Annotated in this window: 15 protein-coding genes; 3 read left to right on the forward strand and 12 right to left on the reverse strand. The window is 52.8% G+C overall.

Going from position 1 to position 16,476, the window contains the following annotated elements:
* Positions 1–348, reverse strand: coding sequence for a succinate dehydrogenase membrane anchor subunit (gene sdhD, locus UC14_RS18375; RefSeq protein ID WP_013576442.1), 348 nt, complete (start codon positions 346–348; stop codon positions 1–3).
* The gene (gene sdhC / locus UC14_RS18380; RefSeq protein WP_013576443.1) at positions 342–731 is read right to left on the reverse strand and encodes a succinate dehydrogenase cytochrome b556 subunit; all 390 of its coding nucleotides are present in this window, start codon (positions 729–731) and stop codon (positions 342–344) included. The genes sdhD and sdhC overlap by 7 nt, the downstream gene beginning before the upstream one ends.
* 827 nt (positions 732–1,558) lie before the next feature.
* Here sdhC and UC14_RS18385 point away from each other — a divergent pair.
* Both UC14_RS18385 and UC14_RS18390 read left to right on the forward strand, forming a co-directional pair.
* Positions 1,559–2,842: a citrate synthase gene (locus tag UC14_RS18385; protein ID WP_013576444.1), complete on the forward strand. Its 1,284-nt coding sequence runs from the start codon at positions 1,559–1,561 to the stop codon at positions 2,840–2,842.
* A 421-nt stretch (positions 2,843–3,263) separates the two neighbouring features.
* Entirely contained in the window at positions 3,264–6,080 is a 2,817-nt protein-coding gene (locus tag UC14_RS18390; RefSeq protein WP_232829704.1) for an autotransporter outer membrane beta-barrel domain-containing protein, read from the forward strand.
* Positions 6,081–6,131: 51 nt separating this feature from the next.
* Here the strand turns inward: UC14_RS18390 and nei are convergent, their stop codons facing one another.
* Genes nei through pxpB form a run of 5 tightly spaced genes read right to left on the reverse strand, consistent with a single transcriptional unit; the run spans position 6,132 to position 9,919 of the window.
* Positions 6,132–6,926 carry an endonuclease VIII gene (gene nei / locus UC14_RS18395; RefSeq protein WP_112151668.1) on the reverse strand — a complete coding sequence of 265 codons (795 nt, stop codon included), beginning with the start codon at positions 6,924–6,926 and terminating at the stop codon, positions 6,132–6,134.
* Positions 6,926–7,576 (reverse strand): pyroglutamyl-peptidase I, encoded by a 651-nt coding sequence (gene pcp / locus UC14_RS18400; RefSeq protein WP_112198159.1) that lies wholly within the window; start codon positions 7,574–7,576, stop codon positions 6,926–6,928. The genes nei and pcp overlap by 1 nt, the downstream gene beginning before the upstream one ends.
* 27 nt (positions 7,577–7,603) lie before the next feature.
* Entirely contained in the window at positions 7,604–8,341 is a 738-nt protein-coding gene (gene pxpA / locus UC14_RS18405) for a 5-oxoprolinase subunit PxpA (RefSeq protein ID WP_112198160.1), read from the reverse strand.
* Entirely contained in the window at positions 8,331–9,260 is a 930-nt protein-coding gene (pxpC, locus tag UC14_RS18410) for a 5-oxoprolinase subunit PxpC (protein ID WP_112198161.1), read from the reverse strand. The genes pxpA and pxpC overlap by 11 nt, the downstream gene beginning before the upstream one ends.
* A complete protein-coding gene (gene pxpB / locus UC14_RS18415; RefSeq protein WP_112198162.1) occupies positions 9,254–9,919 on the reverse strand; it encodes a 5-oxoprolinase subunit PxpB in 666 nt (221 codons plus the stop codon). Before pxpB ends, pxpC begins: the two co-directional genes overlap by 7 nt.
* Before the next feature lie 275 nt (positions 9,920–10,194).
* Between pxpB and UC14_RS18420 the strand changes: the two genes are divergently transcribed.
* Positions 10,195–11,580 (forward strand): MFS transporter, encoded by a 1,386-nt coding sequence (locus tag UC14_RS18420; RefSeq protein ID WP_254309119.1) that lies wholly within the window; start codon positions 10,195–10,197, stop codon positions 11,578–11,580.
* On the opposite strand, the gene UC14_RS18425 is transcribed toward UC14_RS18420, so the two are convergent.
* The 5 genes from UC14_RS18425 to UC14_RS18445 form a co-directional block, all read right to left on the reverse strand.
* Positions 11,577–12,320 (reverse strand): type 2 GTP cyclohydrolase I, encoded by a 744-nt coding sequence (locus tag UC14_RS18425; RefSeq protein WP_013576452.1) that lies wholly within the window; start codon positions 12,318–12,320, stop codon positions 11,577–11,579. The genes UC14_RS18420 and UC14_RS18425 overlap by 4 nt on opposite strands.
* A 26-nt stretch (positions 12,321–12,346) precedes the next feature.
* Positions 12,347–13,330, reverse strand: a complete 984-nt coding sequence (locus UC14_RS18430; RefSeq protein ID WP_112198163.1) for an MBL fold metallo-hydrolase — start codon at positions 13,328–13,330, stop codon at positions 12,347–12,349.
* A gap of 33 nt (positions 13,331–13,363) precedes the next feature.
* Positions 13,364–14,794: a deoxyribodipyrimidine photo-lyase gene (gene phrB / locus UC14_RS18435; protein WP_112198164.1), complete on the reverse strand. Its 1,431-nt coding sequence runs from the start codon at positions 14,792–14,794 to the stop codon at positions 13,364–13,366.
* Positions 14,795–14,815: 21 nt separating this feature from the next.
* Complete coding sequence (locus UC14_RS18440; RefSeq protein WP_112151674.1) at positions 14,816–15,769, reverse strand: DUF523 and DUF1722 domain-containing protein; 954 nt, start codon at positions 15,767–15,769, stop codon at positions 14,816–14,818.
* 181 nt (positions 15,770–15,950) lie between these two features.
* Positions 15,951–16,157 carry a YbfA family protein gene (locus tag UC14_RS18445; protein ID WP_013576456.1) on the reverse strand — a complete coding sequence of 69 codons (207 nt, stop codon included), beginning with the start codon at positions 16,155–16,157 and terminating at the stop codon, positions 15,951–15,953.
* Positions 16,158–16,476: the final 319 nt, after the last annotated feature.

Genomic DNA, 16,476 nt, shown 5'->3' on the forward strand with positions numbered 1-16,476 from the left:
CTACGCTCCCCAAACAACAATTGTTCCGTAAAGTAGGTAAACCACTAACACCACGACGATAGCCAGTTGCAGCATCAGCCGGACAGCCAGCGGTTTCACATAGTCCGTTAACACCTGCCACATGCCGATCCACGCGTGTATCAGAATTGAGAGCAGCGCCAGCAGTGTGAATACTTTGGTGATGGAGGAAGAGAAGAAGCCATGCCAGACATCAAATGTCAGTTCCTGAGCCAGAACCACGAAGCCCAGAATATAGAGGATATACAGGGTGAGGATAATTGCGGAAGCACGCAGTAACAGCCAGTCGTGCACACCATTACGCCCTAACGCAGAAACGTTGCTTACCATACGAGAACTCCAGCCAGAATTGACAGCACGACGGTCAGCCCGATTGCCACCTGGGCAGAACGGGTACCGGCAGCCAAACTCTCTTCGATATAGCCAAAATCCATCAGCAAATGGCGTACGCCACCGCAAACGTGATAGGCCAGCGCAGTGAGTATTCCCCAAAAGATGAATTTGACGAAGAAGCTATTCATGATGGCGGCAGCATGCGCAAACCCTTCAGGAGAAGAGAGAGACAGGCCTAACAGCCAGAGGAGGATACCGACGGCGACGAAGGTAATTACGCCAGAGACTCGGTGTAAGATGGACGCTATCGCAGTAACAGGAAACCGGATCGTTTGCAGATCCAGATTGACAGGTCTTTGTTTTTTCACGGTTTTGCCCACACAGCTCTTATTATTTTTCCTCCGGTCCGGAGCAGTATGTCAGACAGCACCCTTTCCTTCGTTCTTGTCGTTGTGGATGCGTTGACTTACCGCCTCCCCACAGAACCAATAACGTTGGAAAGCTGAGCTAAAAGCCCAACATTTCACGCGCTCAAACAACGACATCCGATGTGCTTAAACGGCGCAGAAATGTGTTTTCCTTTAAGTCCATTTTCATAAAATCTGAGACAAAAAAGAGAGTGCTGGGTGCTCCTACTTCGGATTGCCCGGAGACCTTGTAGGAGTATAGGTTGATCACATTCCTATTACAATTGCCCTACAAATGCTTTATTCACATTTCTCCGAAACAGTGAGTTAGCTCCCATTTTTCACAAAAGACACGAAATAAATTATCCAGTTTGACATTTGATCAACATTTCCATTACAAATGAACTATCCCTATAGGACTGTGATTCTGCGCACATACCGGCTTCGCCTTCACGCACCAAAATGGTGAAAGTTTCTGAAGAATCAGTGGATCACACAATCGCAATGCAGGGTCTTCCCTGACGGCTCAAGTTATGCAAAAGTGGTGATTGTGTAAATCCTCATACTCTTCACAGGTACTGAGCGACAGAACAGTAATGATTTACCGAATCGTTAACAACGATGAAACGCCGCTTGTTTGTCACAGAGCAGTCTGAGACTGCACTTCGACTCAGCTCTACGTTCCCTTCCCATTCGATCGCAGAGCTAAGGCTGACAATAATAATGACCTTACAAGGCGTCGCTTCCAGGCATTTCTGTTGTTACTGATTTTTAAAAATAAGGCGCTAAGGAGACTGTAAATGGCTGATAAGAAAGCGACACTTACCCTACAAGGTCACGACCCGATTGAACTAAACGTGCTGTCCGGCACACTGGGCCAGGATGAAGTGGATATCCGCACCCTCGGTTCTAAAGGTCTTTTCACTTATGACCCCGGTTTCACCTCTACTGCATCCTGCGAGTCCAAAATCACCTATATCGACGGTGACGAAGGCGTTCTGCTGCACCGTGGTTTCCCGATTGACCAGCTGGCACAGGAGTCCACTTTCCTTGAAGTGAGCTATTTGCTGCTGAACGGCGAAGTGCCGACTCAGAAACAGTACGATGAATTCAAAACCAATGTCACCCGTCACACCATGGTGCATGAGCAAATCACCCGTCTGTTCCACGGCTTCCGTCGCGACTCTCACCCGATGGCGGTCCTGTGTGGCGTCACCGGCGCGCTGGCCGCGTTTTATCACGACTCCATCGACGTAGAAAACGAACGTCACCGTGAAATCGCAGCTTACCGTCTGCTGTCTAAAATGCCGACCGTCGCTGCCATGTGTTACAAATATTCTATCGGCCAGCCGTTTGTATATCCGCGCAACGACCTGTCCTATGCAGGTAACTTCCTGCACATGATGTTCGCCACCCCATGTGAAGAATACAAAGTGAATCCGATTCTGGAACGCGCGATGGATCGTATTCTGATCCTGCACGCTGACCATGAGCAAAACGCCTCCACGTCCACCGTGCGTACCGCCGGTTCTTCTGGCGCTAACCCGTTCGCCTGTATTGCTGCCGGTATTGCGTCCTTGTGGGGACCGGCTCACGGCGGCGCGAACGAAGCTGCACTGAAAATGCTGGAAGAAATCAGCAGCGTTGATCACATCCCTGAATTTGTGAAACGTGCAAAAGACAAGAATGATTCTTTCCGCCTGATGGGCTTTGGTCACCGTGTTTACAAAAACTACGACCCGCGCGCAACCGTGATGCGTGAAACCTGTCATGAAGTGCTGAAAGAGTTGGATCTGAAAGACAACCTGCTGGAAGTAGCGATGGAGCTTGAACATATCGCACTGAACGACCCGTACTTCATCGAGAAGAAACTGTACCCGAACGTCGATTTCTACTCCGGCATCATCCTGAAAGCCATGGGTATTCCCTCTTCCATGTTCACCGTGATCTTCGCGATGGCGCGTACTGTTGGCTGGATTGCTCACTGGAGCGAAATGCATCAGGAAGGTATCAAAATTGCCCGTCCTCGCCAGCTTTATACCGGCTATGACAAACGCGATTTCCATTCTCAGCTGAAAAAATAATTCCCTCCTGTCCTAATATACAAGGCCGATGAATAATTCATTGGCCTTTTTATTTATTCAACCCAAAGAGACCTTAATTATATATTAAGCATAAATTAACGATTCAATATATCAGTACCAATATTTGACGCTTATCCTTCCGTGATATACCATCCCCCCGAAATTCATATGACAATAAACTCATAGTCATCAACAATATGATTCATTGCAATCCGCCAATTAAAAAAGCGTATTAATGAAACATGTAAGATAAACACGCCATTATTAAAACAAAGGACATTTTGACATGGAAGAATATCGGGAACACCCGCATTCATTTAAAAAAACATTATTATCGAGCGCCATCTTTAGTCTTTTATTACCGTCATCTATTGCACTTGCAACAACCACATTTTCAACGGGCATAACCCCTGCTGATGCCTTGAGTTTCGCTACGACGGGTACGGGCGATCACGCTTACACCATCACCGGCGCGGGTACAGAAGTTATTGTTGATGGTGAAATCACTATTCCCGGAATACCTTCGCCAGTGCCCGTTCAATCCGTGGTTTCCACGACCGGCAGCGAAGCTTATGCATTCAATATTATTAGCGGAGGTAAGTTAATCCTTAATTATGCTGATGTCAGCACAACAGATTCCAGCAAAACATTTAACATTATTACTGGCGCATCAGCCGAAATTAATAATACCGACATCCGTACGGGTAAAGATGACAGCAGTGTTATTTATGTCTCAGATGTCGGTTCAACATTAACAGGTAATGATATACGTATCACCAGTGATGCCGCTCAGGCACAGGGAATTAATATCCAGTCGGGTGCATCGGTGAACCTGAGTAATGTAAACATAGAATTAACTAACGCAAAACATGCGCTCACCGTTTCTGACGCCTCATTGAGCATTGAAAATCTCACGGTTAAACAAAACTCTGCAGGTTCCCAAAATGTCATTTATGCGTCAGGTTCCAGCGATGCCAAAAGAACTACCGTTGACATAATAAACGGCAACGTCGAAATGACCGGCACTGACGATATCATGGTGAATAGCAACGCCTATAGCGATGTGACGTTGACAGGCGGGACCTACACCACGACAGGCAATAATAACATCGGTTTTTTTGCCAGTCAGGGCGCAACGCTAACGGCCAAAAATATAGTGCTCAAGACCGAAGGTACCCGTTCAGCCGCTGCTTTAGCCACAGGCTCCGGGGCTATGGCACTTGATACCGCTGAGATCACCACAACCGGTACGGGAAGTAATCTGCTGGTTGCGATGAATGATTCTACCCTTGATGCCAATGCGGTTACGGGGATTTCTACCGGCGAAGGGGCTTCCGCTGTCCGTTCCTACGCCAACAGCCAGATGACCATCAGCAACAGCGAGTTATCGGCCTCCGGTGCATTCGCAAATGGCATCTATACGCAGGGTTTTGATGCAGATCATCAGGCTATCGTGACGCTGGGTAACAGCCTTGTCAGCAGCGCCACCAGTGAGGGAATACTGGCTGCAGGTGCCAATACCCGGATTAACGTGAACAACCGGTCAACCGTGCAAAGCGGAAACGGTATTCTGCTGAGAGCCGGAAGTTTCACAGATACTGATACGGGCGTTACCGCGCAAAGTCAGGTGAATTTATCTGCCAGTAATTCTTATATGGAAGGCGATATCATTGCCGATACCGGCAGTGTTGTGGATGTCTATCTTAACAGCGGCTCTGAATGGCAAGGCATCACCGCCAGTACCAACAGCATTAATATCGACGATTCCAGCCGGTGGACGCTGACCGGTGATTCCACGATTTCGCAGATGAACTCCGGTGGCACCACGTTCTTCACACATAACGGTAATGAATACTCTGAACTTACCGTGAACAGCAATATGACCGGCGACGGCACATACCGTATCAATACCTATCTGGATGACAGCAACTCGCCGACAGACAAGATCCACGTAACGGGCGACATTACCGGTCAAAATACCTTGTTTGTCACCAGCACAGGCGGCAACGGTAACTATACACAGGGCAACGGGATTGAAGTGGTTACCGTGGATGGAACCAATACACAGGGAACCAATGCCTTCACGCTGGGGAATTCTGTCTCAGCGGGTGCGTTCAACTACGGGCTGCGTAAAGGTGATATCACCACCGGTGAGGGTGAAAACTGGTATCTGAGCACCTGCGCTAATTATGATTGTTCAACGCCGATCCCTGCCCCTACGCCTGATCCAACGCCTGATCCAACGCCAGATGATAATCCGGACGCGAATCCGGACGCCAATCCGGATGTGAACCCAACTCCGACGCCATCCGACGACATCCAGCCGTGGCGTGAGGAAGTGCCGGGATATATCGCGGCACCGGCGCTGAATATGCAGTATGGCTTTGATGCGATTGGCACTTATCACCAGCGTACCGGCGGTGATGTGCTGCATAAAGACGGCGCATGGGGTCGGATTGTCGGTACTCACACCGAGAATGACGCAGGCCGTTACAGCTATGATACCGATACCTGGTATGCGCAGTTGGGTATGGATCTGATATGGGATAAAAACGAAGAAAACACCGAACGCAGTGCCGGTATTCTCGTGACACTCGGACGTCAGAATACCGACGCGGAAGACAGCCTTCGCAGCAATAACCCGATATATTCCGTACAAGCTGGCAGTGTAGACAGCGACATCTATAGCCTCGGCGGTTACTACACGCTAAAAGCGCAGGATGGCGGCTACATTGACGCGGTGGGTATGGGCAGCTGGTATAAAAACAGCTATGACAGCACGCATGATGCCGATCAGGACGGTTATGGCGTCGCGTTATCAGTGGAAGCCGGCAAACCCTTTACACTGCATGAAAATCTGAAAATTGAACCTCAGGCGCAGGTGATTTATCAGTATCTGAATCTGGAAGATTTCAACGATGGCATCAGCAATGTCTCCGGCGTATCAACCAGTAATGCGCAGGCACGCGGCGGTGTGCGGTTGTTCATGGATAATCCAACCTGGACGCCTTATCTGACGCTGGATGCCGTCACGACTATTGGCGATGAACCCGAAGTACAATTCGCGACTCAACGGCTTAAAGCGGAATTCAGCGACAACTGGTGGCAGACTGGCGCAGGGCTGGCGGGCAAACTCAGTGAAAACACCACAATTTATACAGACGTCCGCTACCAGAAAGGATTCGATTCAGATCTGGAAGGTTACAGCGGTAATCTGGGTATCAAAGTGAATTTCTGATTCTGAAAACACTGAGCAAGGGCACTCCGGTGCCCTTTTCTTTTTTATCTTTCAGACCTGGCACACCGGACACCAGAAGAATGGTCGCGATGACACACTGGTTTTCATGATCGGATCGCCGCAACGTTCACATGGCTGGCCTGTGCGGCCAAATACCTTAAAACGGAACAGCGCGCCGTGATGCACATTTTCATCCATCGTACCTCGCGTGGCGTACGACAACCGCGCAACAGACAAACAGGCATCGGCCAGCGCATCCCGTTCCGTGTCATTCAGCTCTTTCGGTTTATGATCCGGCAGCAGTTTCGCCAGCCAGAGAATTTCCGCCCGCAGATAATTCCCCAACCCGGCCAGAAAAGCCTGATCCAGCAACATTCCGCCTAACTGCCGGTTGCAGAATTTAGGTGAAAGTAACCGTTCACGTACCTGTGCGACCGTCAACGTCTCATCCAGCACGTCGGGGCCGATACGTTGCAGGAACGGATGCTTTTCGATTTCCGCCGTATCGTAAATACTGATTTCGGACGCGCTGTAGAGCAAAATCGCCGCTTCGGTGGTTTCCAGCTTTACCCGCAGCGAGCGTTTGGTTTCTTTCTCCACTTCACCGGCATTGACCACCCGCCAGACGCCGTAAAGCTGATTGTGGCTGTACAACGTCAGTCCGTTGGAAAAGTGCGTCAGCAGGGCTTTCCCCCGCGTTTCAATCGACGTGATTCTGGTTCCACGCAGCGCTGACTGATAAGGTTTCAGGGCCGGAAACGCAAACCAGACATCCGTCAGAGGCTTATTCACTACCGCCGTAGCCAGCACATCGGCCGCACGGCGAATTTCAGGACCTTCAGGCATCAGTGAGTCGCACCCCCGGCAATTTTCAAATCTTGTTCCGTGTGCAGCGCGATGGCGATCGTCAGCTCAAGGGCGTTCAGAACAGTATGTACTGACATACTTGGCGCCCCCAGATGATGCGCGGCCTGTTCAGGCAGATAAGGAATATGGATAAAACCGCCCTTCACCACCTTACAGGCAGGCTGCGCCAGACGATGCATCAGGCCGTACATCACGTGGTTACAAACGTAGGTACCGGCGGTTTGCGACACCGATGCAGGGATCCCCGACTCGCGTAATCCGTTGACAATTGTCTTGATCGGCAGAGTGGAAAAATACGCCGCCGGGCCGTCGCTGACAATCACCTCATCCACCGGCTGATTGCCGTCGTTATCGGCAATACGCGCGTCATCGACGTTGATCGCCACGCGTTCGATGCTGAAATCATTGCGGCCACCGGCCTGTCCGACGCAGATCACCATTTCCGGCAGCACTTCATCGATCGCCGCATTCAGCGCATCAATGGCTTTGCCGAACACGCACGGCAACTGACGAACCACAATCTGCGCGCCCGACAATTCCAGGTCACCCAGTTGCTTTACTACTTCCCATGATGGATTAACGCGCTCGCCGCCAAAAGGCTCAAAACCGGTGACTAAAACTTTACGCATAGAGGTACTCCTCAGATTCTGCAAAAATCAGCCTGCGCTGATCTGAATATCCTGTTCAGCAAACGCGTGCCTCAACCGGCGGGCAAACGTCAGCGCGTGCTCACCATCACCATGCAGACAGACAGTTTCCGCATTAACGGGCACCCAGACACCTTCGCGGCTGAGCACTTTTTGTTGCTGTATCATCGACAATGTCTGATCCAACGCCAGTTCGTCGCTTTCGATCATCGCATCCGGCTGAGTGCGCGGCACCAGTGATCCGTTGTTCTGATAACGCCGGTCAGCGAACACTTCCTGACGGGTTTGCAGGCCAAGGCGTTCGCCAGCACGAATTAATTCGCTGCCCGCCAGCCCGACCAGACGCAATGCCGGATCCACCGCATGTACCGCTCGGGCGATGGCATCCGCCAGCACGGCGTCGGTTGCTGCCTGGTTGTACAACATGCCGTGCGGCTTTACATGCACCATGTGTCCGCCTTCCGCACGGGTGATGGCAGCCAGCGCACCCAGCTGATACACCACCTGCGCATACACGGTTTCGGCAGGGAGTTGCATGGCGGTGCGGCCAAAATTTTCCCGATCAGGAAAACTCGGGTGCGCGCCAATCGCCACACCGTATTTCAGCGCCCGGCGCACGGATTGCTGCATGGTCTGCGCGTCACCGGCATGAAATCCGCAGGCGATATTGGCTGAACTGACGAGCTGCAACAGCGCCTCGTCATTCCCACAGCCTTCGCCTAAATCGGCGTTAAGATCAATAACCATGCAGCCCCCGTTTAATCTGTTCGATAAAGAGTGATTGCTCACGTAAGGCCTTCTGCGCGTCTTCCGGTGTGCATTTGACGAAATGAATCGGTTCGCCCAGGCGGATTTGCGCCAGATTATACAAATCCGCCTCAATAACACAGGCAATACGCGGATAGCCGCCAGTGGTCTGAGCATCGGCCATCAGAACAATCGGCTGGCCACCATGTGGCACCTGCACCACGCCCGGCAATAAGCCGTGCGACAGCATTTCACGGTCAGTTTCGCGTTTCAGGGTATGCCCGTGCAGACGGTATCCCATACGGTTACTTTGCGGGCTGAGCTGCCAGGCGGCGCGCCAGAATTCATCGCGCGACTTCTCGCTGAATTCCTGATACTCCGGCCCCGGCAATGCACGAATGCGGTTGCCAAACAGCAGTTGTTTAATGCCACCGGTTTTTTGCGGTTGCCGGAACGAATCACCGATGGGCAACATATCGCCATCCTGCAACGGACGCCCGTGGAAACCGCCGAATTTGGCTTTCAGATCGGTACTGCGTGATCCCATAACTTCCGGCACATCAATGCCGCCGGAAACTGCCAGATAGCTGCGCATGCCGCGGGTGGGCATTTTCAGAGTCAGCACCTGCCCCGGTTTCACTTCGTAACACCAGCCGGTCCACACCTCTTTACCATCAAGTTGTGCGTGACAACCGGCGCCGGTCAGCGCGATCCAGCCTTCGCGGTGAAACCCGGCACTGAACTGACCGAGGGTAATTTCCAGCGCAGCCGCATTTTCGTCATTGCCAACCAGCAGATTGGCAGACCGCAGCGCCGGGGCATCCAGCGCGCCGGACTGACTGACGCCCTGCTGGCGGTAACCATTGCGGCCTAAATCCTGCACCGTGGACAACATCCCGGCGCGTAAAACCTTCAGCATACGCCCTCCTTCTGTGGCACAAAACGCACGCTGTCGCCCGGCAGCAATAATGTCGGCTGTTCCCGCAGCGGATCAAACATCGCGATGAGCGACTGGCCGATCAGTTGCCAGCCCCCCGGGGTCTCAAGAGGATAAATACCTGTCTGACTGCCGCCAATGCCAACCGAACCCGCAGGCACTGACAGGCGCGGTTCGCCGTGACGTGGCGTGGCAAGTGTCGAAGGCATGCCGCCCAGATAAGGGAAACCGGGCTGGAAACCGAGAAAATAGACGATGTAATCAGCACCTGCGTGACATTCGACGACCTGACGCGGCGTCATGCCGGTATGACGCGCCACGTTGTCCAAATCCGGCCCCTGCGCCTTCCCGTAAATCACCGGAATTTCAATCAGCCGCGATTCAGGCTCAATGGCTTCGCTTTCTTCCCACCAGTTTTGCAGACGCTCAATGGCATCCAGCGCCGAACTTTGCGCCTCGGAGAGTAATACCGTCAGATTATTCATGCCGGGAATGACTTCACGCACGCCCGGATACGCGGCGCGATCCTGTAAACGTTGCGTCAGCCCCCAGATCCGTTGCTGGCTTACCAGTGATACCGGGGGTTCAAGTTCCAGCACTACCGCGCGTTCGCCCAGCAGGTAACATCGTGCTCGTTGCACTCAGGCACTCCTTAAAGAAGGGTTGTGGATCATTGGGTTATTCATCGAATCAATAGCGTGAGATTTGTTATCAGTTATGCGTGAAACAGAGTGCTGATGTCAACTCATCTGCCTCTTTGCGCAGGCGACGGAGGTTTCGCCCGCCGCCCGCAACTGCTACTCTCAGAAACGTTGCTGTTTTTTAGCGTTTGGATAACGCCTTCGTTACACAATAGGGATGGCCTGTGAGAAAACCATTAGCACTCTTTTTTCCGCTCTACACCACGACATTACTGATGTTACTGGGTTCCGGCCTGCTGACGACTTACATTTCCCTGCGTCTTTCCGCGATTCATGTCAGCGGCGCGATGATCGGGGCGATCATCGCAGCCAACTACATCGGGCTGGTGATCGGCGGCAAAGTCGGCCATATCCTGATCGCCCGCGTCGGCCATATTCGTGCCTACGTTTCCTGCTCCGGCATTATCACCGCCGCCGTGCTGGGCCATGGCCTGACTGACATCATCCCGGTCTGGGTGGTGCTGCGCCTGATCATCGGCTTATGCATGATGGTGCAATATATGGTGCTGGAAAGCTGGCTCAACGATCAGGCCGAAGCCAGTCAGCGCGGCGTGGTATTCGGCTTTTATATGGTGGCGTCTTATCTCGGGATGGCGCTTGGTCAGGTCGTACTGATGCTCAACAGCGATTTAGGCGTCAGTACGCTTATCGTTATTGCCTTGTGTTTTGCCCTGTGCCTGGTGCCGATTGCGCTGACTACACGCACCAACGTCGGCCATATGTCGCCAGCGCCGATGGAACTGAAATTCTTTATTGGTGCTATCCCCAAAGTGCTGGCTATCACGTTGCTGATTGGCATGGTCGTCGGTTCGTTCTACGGGCTGGCGCCGATTTACACCAGCCAGCAATCGCTGAGCACACAACAAACCGGTCTGTTTATGGCGCTGGCGATTTTCGCCGGGCTGCTGGCACAGTTCCCGCTCAGCTGGCTTTCCGACCGCTATAACCGCAACATGCTGATGCGCATAAACGCCATCCTGCTGGCCGTTACCGCCCTGCCGCTGGCGTTGTTCAGCCACATCTCATTCCCGCTGTTGCTCGCCATTGGTTTTGTCGTCAGCCTGATGCAGTTCACGTTGTACCCGCTGATCGTCGCACTCGCCAATGACATGATCGAACCGGAGCGTCGCGTCTCGCTTTCAGCCTGTCTGCTGATGGCTTTTGGCGTCGGCGCCTGTATCGGCCCGCTGGCGGTCGGCGCGCTGATCGAACCGCTGGGTGGCAATATCCTGTATGCGTTTTTTGCCCTGTGCGGTGCCGGGATTGTGGCACTGAGCCGGACGTCGAAAAAGGAAGAAGAAACACAGATGGCGGTCGATGCACCGGTTCCGCACATCGCCATGCCGGACAGCCTGAGCAGTTCCCCGCTCTCGCCTGCGCTAAACCCGGCGTTTGACGAACAGATGATTCAGGAAACCATGCCCGCACCGGAAAACGTGGTGGAACCGCAGGTTGAGGAAAGCGAAGCCGCAGAGGAAGAAGAAGAGGAAAGCAAGTATCCACCGCAGGGCGCAGACCCCGAAGTGGATACCGGATTACAGCGGGCGTTCACCCTGCTGGAAGACAACGTTTCTGAAGAGACGGTCGAAAAGAAAAATTAGGCAGGATTGTCGATGTCGATGAACATGACGTCTAACCCGTGTTCCGCTGCCAGCCATTCGCCCAGCGCTTTCACGCCATAACGTTCGGTGGCGTGATGGCCTGCGGCAAAGAAATGCAGGCCCATTTCACGGGCAATATGAATGGTTTGTTCAGACACTTCGCCGCTGATAAAGGCATCGACGCCAAATTCTGCGGCTTTCTGAATGTAGCCCTGACCGCCACCGGAACACCATGCCACGCGACGGATTTCGGCAGGTGCATTCTGTGAACTGTGCAGCACGTTGCGATCCAGCGTCACTTCAATGCGCTGGCGGAATGCTTCACCGGTCAGTGGTTTTTCCAGCTCGCCCCACGGCAACAGCAGGGCAATTTCCCCCTGCACGTCGATACCGAACAGTTTCGCCAGTTGCGCGTTATTCCCCAGCTCCGGATGGCCGTCCAGCGGCAGATGGTAGGCGTACATATTGGTATCCGTTGCCAGCAACGTCTTAAGACGGTTACGCTTCATGCCGCGGATTTCAGCCGGTTCGTCTTTCCAGAAATAACCGTGATGCACCAGAACCGCATCAGCTTCGACAGCAATCGCGGCATCCAGCAGATCCTGCGACGCCGTCACGCCGGTCACCACGCGCTGCACTTCACGACGCCCTTCAACCTGCAATCCGTTCGGCGCGTAATCTTTGTAATTGCTGATATCCAGTTTCTGATTAATCAGCTTTTCAAGCTGGAGATTATTCATGGCGTTTCTCGTTATTAATGGATGGTCTACTTGATCTCTAATTTATCACCCTGCGCCATCCTGACAAAATTCACGCCCAGATTATTCCCTTTTTCCAGCTGCGCCATGATCGCCTGTTCAGGATCTGCCCCGGCTTTCAGGCTGGGTTTAACGTGGCTGATAATCACCGTCAGGCCTTTCAGCGAACCTTCGCCACCGGCGTATTGTTGCAGCGTTCCCAGCTCTTTCAGCAACCAGTCCGGCGTCAGATGCCCAAACAGTTTGCTGTCGGGTACGCCATCGGGATACGACGTTTCGATAATCAGCCCTTTCAGCCGTTGTGCTTTCACTTCATCGCCCAGCACGCGCCACACGGTATCAAGATTTTTTGATTTCTCGACTTCATCCGGGCCGGTGTCGCCGAAGAAGGCAAAAGACTGTTTATTGCGGCTGACCAGGATCATGCTGGATGGCGTACCGCCGTGACTCAGAGGATAAATACTGCCGTCCAGACCGGTCAGTCCGAGAGAAAATCTCTGTGCCGGACGCTGCTGGTTGAGGCGATAGGTGCCGATACGTAAACCACTGCCGGAGTCGGTAAAGTTTGGCCAGACGCGACCATTGAAATAATGCTGACGCAGCGTGCCAATGGTATCGGCCATGCCGTAAATCGGTTTTTTGCTGTCTTCCGGCGAGCTGATAATCACCCCTGCAAGATGGTCGAGATGACCGTGACTGATAAAGTATCCGCCAATCAGGTTACGGAAAACCGCGCCCTGCGGGGTCAGCGGTGCGGCATTTTCGGCGGTAACCTGCGGAAAACTGCCTTTCTCCAGCGCCTTGCGGATGCCCGGTAAAACAGAACCGGCATCCAGTCCGAGATAGAGTTTTTGATCGTCACTTCGGATCAGATAGGAGGTGAGGTTACCTTCTTCGACGCCGCCGTTCACGCCGAGCGCCACAACATCAAATCCCGCGTTGGCCTGGCCCGCCCAGCATGCCAGCATCATCGCCAGCAGGTATTTTTTCATCACATCGCTCCTTGTCGTGGTGAGAGAGTAAAGTCAGTCTGACCGGTTTTTTGCCGCCTCAAACGCCGCGAGCGTGTCTTTTCTCGCCTGCGCGTGATCAATAACCGGCAGCGGGTAGTCTAGCACGCGATGATGTTTTTCCGCCCAGCGATGCGGTTGATGAATGTCTCTTTCCGGCACATCCGCGAGTTCAGGCACCCAGGCTTTGATAAAGCGTCCGGCTTTATCAAAACGTTCGCCCTGTGTCGTCGGATTGAAAATACGAAAATACGGCGCGGCGTCAGTACCCGTCGAAGCACCCCACTGCCAGCCGCCGTTGTTGGCGGCCAGATCACCATCCAGAAGTTGCGACATGAAATAGCGTTCGCCTTCACGCCAGTTGATCAGTAAATCCTTCACCAGAAAACTGGCGACAATCATACGCAGACGGTTATGCATCCAGCCCGTCGCATTCAGCTGACGCATAGCCGCATCTACAATCGGATAACCGGTTTTCCCGTCTTTCCACGCCTGCAAATCATCGGGCGCATGACGCCAGCGCACGTTGTCAGTCCATGCAACGAACGGCTGATGTTTGCAAAGTTTCGGCCAGGCGACGATCAGATGGCGGTAAAACTCGCGCCACACCAGCTCATTCAGCCAGCCGAACGCGCCGCCGTCGGTTTTCTCCAGCACGTCCGGGCATTCGGCGCGCAGACGGTTCAGACACTGGCGCGGCGAAAGCACGCCAATGGCCAGATACGGCGAAAGCGAACTGGTGCCGTCGACCGCCGGTAAATCACGTTGTTCGAGGTAATCCTGCACCTGTTCACGACAAAAACTGCGCAGCCGGTTGCGCGCGGCTTCCTCGCCAATCGCAAAATGATCGCCGATATCCGCCAGCGGATAATCGAACGGCATCAGCCGGTGTGTCACCACTTTTTCAGCATTTTCTCGCGCCTGCGGCGCTGGCAAAGAACGGCTGTCTGATTCGATCAGGCGGGATAAAAACGCGCGGCGAAAAGGCGTATAAACCTTGTACATTTCATTATTGCCGGTCATTACCGAACCCGGGGGCAGCAGCAGACTATCGTCAAAAGCGTGGCAGATTACCGATTCACTGACCGCGTTCTCCAGCGCCGCATCACGCTGACGCTCGTTGAACTCATACTGTTTGTTATAAAACAGCGCATCCACTTTTTCGGTTTTGCAGAAATCTTTCAGCCACGTCACGCTGTCGGCAAAATCATCACACTGGTGGTAATGCAGACCGATGCCACGCTCAGCCAGCGCATGCTGTAACGCCTGAAGATGTTGATAAATAAACATCGCCTGCCGCGGTGCCATTTCATGTCGTTTCCACTGTTCAGGCGTGGCAACAAATACGGCAATAACACGCGCCTGCGGGTCTTCACAGGCGGCATGCAACGCGCGATTGTCGGTTATCCGCAGGTCATTACGGAACCAGACTAAATGCGTGGTCATATTTTCCCTTTTATATCCGTATTAATGTCCGTATCGAAGTTTTAAAGCTTCCGGATAAGGCTCGAAATAACGCTGGTCAGCCAGATAGGCATCCGGGTATTCCGACATGTAATGTTTGAGCAAGGTGATCGGCGCCAGCAACGGCTGCATGCCCTGGCGATAGCGGTCGATCAGGCCCGCAAGTTCCTGACGCTGCGGCGAACTCAGCTGTTTGCGGAAATACCCCTGCACATGCATCAGCACGTTGGTGTGATTGCGGCGCGTGGCTTTGTGGAGCAACAGGTTCATCAGCCGTAACCGGTATTCAGTGAAGTAGTCCTCAAGGGAATCCCACTCTGCCATCGCAGCCACAAAGCGCCCCAGCTCACGATATTCCGGCTGAGAATGGGCCAGCAAAATGAGTTTATAACGGCTGTGAAATGCCATCAGTTTGCCGCGCGTCAGGCCACTTTCGCGAAGCTGGTTCAGTTCAAACAGCGCAAAAACGCGCTCAACAAAATTCTCCCGCAGCACCGGATCGTTTAACCGCCCATCTTCTTCCACCGGCAACCACGGATGCTGTTTCATCAGCTCGGCGGTATACATCCCGATACCGGCTTTTTTGGCATCTTTACCGTTAGCGCTGTACACCCGCACCCGCTCCATCCCGCAGCTCGGGGATTTTGCACAGACGATATAACCGCAAAGGCCGGTCAGCGGCGCTACGCGTTTTTCGGCGTAACTCTGCATCTTTTCGGTGACGTCGATGCTCTCGTCATTGCTGAAACGCATCACGATACTGTCATCCATTTTCACCAGACGCAGCGCCGGACGCGGCGTCGGTAAGCCTATCGCCATTTCCGGGCAGATCGGCTCGAACCGCACATAAGGCGCCAGTTGCTCTACGGCAAACGCCAGACGCTTATGCCCGCCATCAAAGCGGACATTTTCACCCAGCAGGCATGCACTGATACCAATCGGAATTGTTTTCGTCATTGTTGGCGCCTTGTGTCCCAGAAAGGAAAGTAAGAGGTGGCATTGATTCATCACCCTTATGTATAACTTTAGCACAAGTTATACATAAAAATAATATTGTACAAGTTTATCGACAGGCAATAAAAAACCCCGCGGGGAACGGGGTTTCTGGCTCCTCCCCTTCGCAGGGGAGAGAGCTAAATCAGTAAAAGTCTTGGGTCGCCATCTCGGCATGACTCAGCCATACCGGCTTATCGCTGGTTTTCATCCAGACACGGTGTAAATAGCTGTAAAAACGGGCGCGGTCAGCGCGGAACAGCATGACCGGCAGGGCCAGAACACCGGCAGCGATAACAAAAGCGCGGCGGGCCAGTATGCGGGTCATTGTGTATGGCGTGTAATCATTCATCGCGTTGCTCCTGTGCAATTTGGAAAGTTTTCGGAAACTGTAAGTTGTGAAAAATATACTGCAATTGATGAAATTTTACTACTCATCTGACCACTTTAAAGTGTAAATTTTCGCCAATTTTGGCCTGTTGCTGTAATTGAGTTACAAAATGGTTAAATAAATACGTAACCCAGGTTAACCACCAATTCCTAAGTCATTGGAGTAACAGCAAGGCAGCAGGCGAAAGCATCCCGATGAGCGGACTCAGGTCAGTGATTCGGGTTAGTGAGCGCAGGTAACGCCGCTGTGGCTTTAAGGACGAAGGAATTTTTATACTTTT

Source organism: Rahnella sp. NRRL B-41462, from assembly GCF_003263525.1.
In the GTDB taxonomy this organism is placed as follows: Bacteria; Pseudomonadota; Gammaproteobacteria; order Enterobacterales; family Enterobacteriaceae; genus Rahnella; species Rahnella aceris.